The organism is Falsiroseomonas algicola (genome assembly GCF_011040385.1).
In the GTDB taxonomy this organism is placed as follows: Bacteria; Pseudomonadota; Alphaproteobacteria; order Acetobacterales; family Acetobacteraceae; genus Falsiroseomonas; species Falsiroseomonas algicola.
In genome coordinates, this window is sequence record NZ_JAAIKB010000040.1 from 1 (window position 1) to 4,432 (window position 4,432).

Annotated in this window: 1 protein-coding gene and 1 pseudogene; one reads left to right on the forward strand and one right to left on the reverse strand. The window is 61.2% G+C overall.

What is annotated here, in order from left to right; all coding sequences use genetic code 11:
- Positions 1-541 precede the first annotated feature (541 nt).
- A complete protein-coding gene (locus tag G3576_RS30790) occupies positions 542-3,241 on the forward strand; it encodes a calcium-binding protein (RefSeq protein ID WP_164698305.1) in 2,700 nt (899 codons plus the stop codon).
- A 34-nt stretch (positions 3,242-3,275) separates the two neighbouring features.
- On the opposite strand, the pseudogene G3576_RS30795 reads toward G3576_RS30790, so the two are convergent.
- A pseudogene (locus G3576_RS30795) lies at positions 3,276-4,346 on the reverse strand (IS630 family transposase).
- Between the last annotated feature and the right edge of the window lie 86 nt (positions 4,347-4,432).

The window sequence follows — 4,432 nt, forward strand, 5'->3', positions numbered from 1 at the left end:
CGCTCCGGCGGTAGCAGCGGCTCGACCGCCGCCCAGAGGTCATCGGAGACAAGGGGCTTCGCCATACCAGCACCAACGCGCCAGAGCAGGTTTCGTTAGACGCTCTCAGGCGCCCGCTTGGCGATGTCCAGACCGATCGTGGTATTCTCGCTGGCGACCCGCTCCTCCGCTCGCTGACCACAACAGCCGCGAGCCTGGACATCGGTGCCGCTCAGGGGCCGTCCACCGCATCAGTTTGAGAATGCCGGCGGCGGAGGATCAGCAGGCAATCTTTGTCGCTTCAAGGCGCGGTCGGCGCCGATGCTGGTTGCATCAGCAAGTCCGGCAACTCGGCAGGGGTTGATAAGCCCAGCGGACCCGACCCAACCGGTGTTCTCAATCGGTTATTCGCTAAACATCGAAAAACAAAGAAGCGCGACTGAGGTGAAACAATTTGGCTCGCAATTCGTGCGCATCAAAAAATCGTGACAACGATCGTTTCGTATGGTGTTTTGCCGGTTGCTACTCGATTCTGACTTAAACGTGAGGGGTTGCTGCGGCTATGGCGACGGTGGTTGGCGGAAGCTCTGCGGAGACGCTTGGCGGCGTGGGGAGCGAGTTCGACGTGATCTTCGGCCAGGGTGGGGCCGACACGCTAACGGGTGGCGCGGGGCAGGATACGCTGGCCGGCGGTGACGGCGACGATCTTATCATAGGCGGTCCCGAGGCAGACCGGCTCAGCGGAGGCAATGGCAACGACATATTCCGATTTGCTACCGTTATTGATCTGGCAGGCGACGTCATCGGCGATGCCCGGCCGGGTGATCGGCTCGAACTCACCTTCGCGTCAGACCTTACCTTCATCGGTTCAGCTGCGTTCTCAGGCGCCGGAAGCGAGCTCCGCGCGGAGAAGATTACGCTGAACAACGGCTCCGCTGGGCTGCGTTTGCAGACCGGCGACGCCACGCTGACGCTTGCGGGCGGCGTCTATATAGTGCCGATCGGTGCAGGCGCCTTCGATGTCGTCGACAACCAAGTGATCAATGGAACGAACGCCGGGGAGACCTTAGGGCCGACTAGCGGTGCCGATACGCTACAGGCACTTGGCGGGGATGATGTGGTACGGCTGGGCCTTGCTGGCGGCGCTGCCCTTGGTATGGATGGTGCCGATACTCTCATCGGCGGAAATGGTGCCGACTACTTGAATGGCGGGAATGGCGACGACGTCGCAACCGGCGGCGACGGGTATGACACGCTACTCGGCCTTGATGGTGCCGACAGCCTCTCTGGCGGCGCTGGTGGCGATAGCATTAACGGCTATGCCGGCGCCGATACACTGCTAGGCGGCAGCGAAAACGATAACTTGTCCGGCGGCAGCGAAAACGACCTGCTGATAGGCGGTTCGGGCCGCGATACTCTGGGGGGGAATGGAGGAAACGATACCCTTATCGCTGGAGATGGTGCGTCTAGTGTCAGTGGCGGCGAAGGTGATGACAGGATTCAAAGCGGATCGGGGACCGATACGCTTGCAGGTGGAGCTGGAAACGACCGTTTTGTATTCGCGACTCTCGATTCAGTTTACTCCGACCGGATCGTCGATTTTTCGCAGGGAGATCTTGTCGACCTGTCGGCCATGTCAGCCTTCTTGCGCCTAGCGCCGGATCACTTCACGGGTATTGCTGGCGAGGTCCTCGTGACCCCCGGCGGCATCGAGATTGACATGGACGGCGACAGAATCGCCGACCGCAGCATCCGGATTCAAGATCCGAACGATCCTGCATCCCACGTACCCCTAGAGCCAATAACCGCGGGAAACCTCGTTTTCCGATACGGAGTGCCGCTATATCTCTCTGGCACGGCTGGCGATGATCAAATCAGAGGCAGCAATTTCGACGACTCGCTTTCCGGCCTCGAAGGCAATGATACGCTCCTGGGCGGCCTAGGCGCAGACTCCCTTTTCGGAGGCACTGGATCCGACAAGCTTGTAGGTGGCAGCGGTGCAGATCTGCTGCGAGGTGGCTCTGGGCGTGACGTCATCGTGGTAGGATCGGACGACGAGGTCTACGGCGACGGTGGAATTGACCGGTTCATATTCGATCAAGTGGTGAGTGCATTCATCGCGGACTTCAATTACGGGGATAGGATTGACTTGTCTGCGATAGGAGGCTTAGTATTTATTGGAACGAATGAATTTACCAACAGCCCAGGACAGGTTCGCCAGGGCCACGAGTATATCAATATCGATTACGATGGCGATGGCCAGGCAGACGCGTCGATCTACTACCGTGACGACGAGGGCGCCGCCCTCACGCTAGTGGAAACTTCGCCTGGAAGTTTAATCCTCGAAGCGTCCCGGCCCGTTTTTGCGGGCAGCGCCGGCCTCGATCGCTTTACTGTGGCTGTTAATCCAGGACTGACGAGTTACGCCGTGAACGGCAATGCCGTAGTCTTCCGGGATTTGGCAGCCGGTGATGTCATAACCCTCAATTTTAGCGGTGGCGTTGGCACCCCGACCTATAGAGGCTCCAGTGGCTTTTCGGGCAACGATCCATGGCAGATTGTGCTGCGCGAACAGACCTGGGTCGGCGAGACGTATGTTTTGAAGGGGCTTTCGATCAACTGGGATTCGAGCAAAACGACGGACACGTTGCTTGACTTGGGCAATTTCAACGGCGGGCTGCTAGTCAATATTGTGTCTTCGTCCGATGGGCTTCAGCATGCTGTCACCCTGACGGCGACGGGTGGCGCGCATCGCCGAGTCTTCGGCGACGGCACGGATAACCTTCTTTTGGCGCGTGCCGGCGGGGACACGCTTTTGGGGGTCGCAGGGGCAGACACGCTTCTAGGTGCCAGCGGAGCCGACCTGCTGAATGGCGGCATGGGCAACGACATGCTCTCCGGCGGCGGAGGCAACGATACACTAATTGGCCGAGCCGGTGCGGACACCTTGACGGGCGGCCAGGGGCCAGATTTGTTCTTCTTCAATGACGCTGATTCAAGGCGCGGCAGTAACCGCGATGTAATCTCCGATTTTGACGCGCATGACGGTGACATCATCGACCTGAGTTCAATCGATGCCGATCCAGTCACGGCAGGAAGGCAATCTTTCGCCTTCATCGGCGAAGCCCGCTTTTCCGACTCTGGTCAGGCTCGATATAGCGGGGGCGTACTACAACTTGAGTGGACCGGGGATGGACGCCCCGACTTTGAGATCCTATTCATAGGAACGCCAGCGCTGCCGGAAGCCCACCTGGTGCTGTGAGGGAATCAAGGCGGCTTATACCAACTCCCTTTGATCAGAACCCATGCGACCAGTCGCGGATGCCGATGGACATTAAGGGCCAGGGCTGGCCGACGAGGCGGTTCCAAGCGTGGCAGCACAGGGCGACGATGTCGTCGTGGTCATTGGAGACCCAGTTCGACAATCACGTCGCGCACGAACGGCCAGATGTTCTCCATGACATTGATCTCGGGGCATTTCGGCCGTAGCGGCAGCAAGATGATGTTCTCCGGCACGGTGACGTCGCCGGAGAGGTGCCATCCGGCCTGATCGAGCTGCAGCACGGCGTGCTTGCCGGAGCTGACCTATTCGCTGATCTCGGCCAAGTGCAGGTTCATTACGACCGTGTTGCAGAAGGGCAGGACCAGGACTGCGCCCTTGCCCTCCTGCGGGCAGACGGCGCTGAAGATGTAGGTCGAGGCGTATCGCTGGTTCTACGGCGCCAAAGGCCTAGTCCCGCGCCGTGCCCGGCGGCGGATGATGCGGTTCTTCTGGCCGACGCGGGCTTCGTCGGCGAACCAGATCTCTACCTCGTCGAGGACGATGCCCTGCTCGCGCTCGATGCCTGCCAGCGTGGCCGGGAAGTTTTGTTGAATGCCTCAACGGCGCCGGTCGCCTGGACATGATGCTTCGGCCGGGCCAAGAGCTTGCGGAAGCCGAGGGCGCGTCCTCCCGGCTCAGCGTCTGCGGTGAGACCGATAGACGGAAGTCGTCGCACAGCCATTGGCCGAGATCGCACAGCCGCCAGCCCGCCACGCCGTGGATCGCCGGGATCGGGCCGTTATCGATCTGGGCAGCCAGCGACTGGCGGTGCATGTCGCTCAGCAGCGGCATCGGGCCGGGCGCCTTGCGGTCAATCATCGCCTCCGGTCCCTCGGCGTTGCAGCGCACCGCGTTGGACGCAGTGCGTCCAACCCAGGACGATCTGCAGCGTGACGTTACCGAGCCACGCCGCCTCCGAGCGCGTGCCCCCGTCGTAGATCGCCGCAAGCGCCAGCAGGTGACGGGCCTGGGCGGCGTCCTTGCTCCGCCGCGCCAAGCGCCGCAGCTCGGTGGCGCTGCAGTCGGAATGCGGATTCCGACGCAAAGCGGCCGATGATTCCGACGGAAGGTGGCCACTGATTCCGACGCAAGGCGGCCACCCTTCGGCTGGGGTGAGGGCCGCGGTCTGCG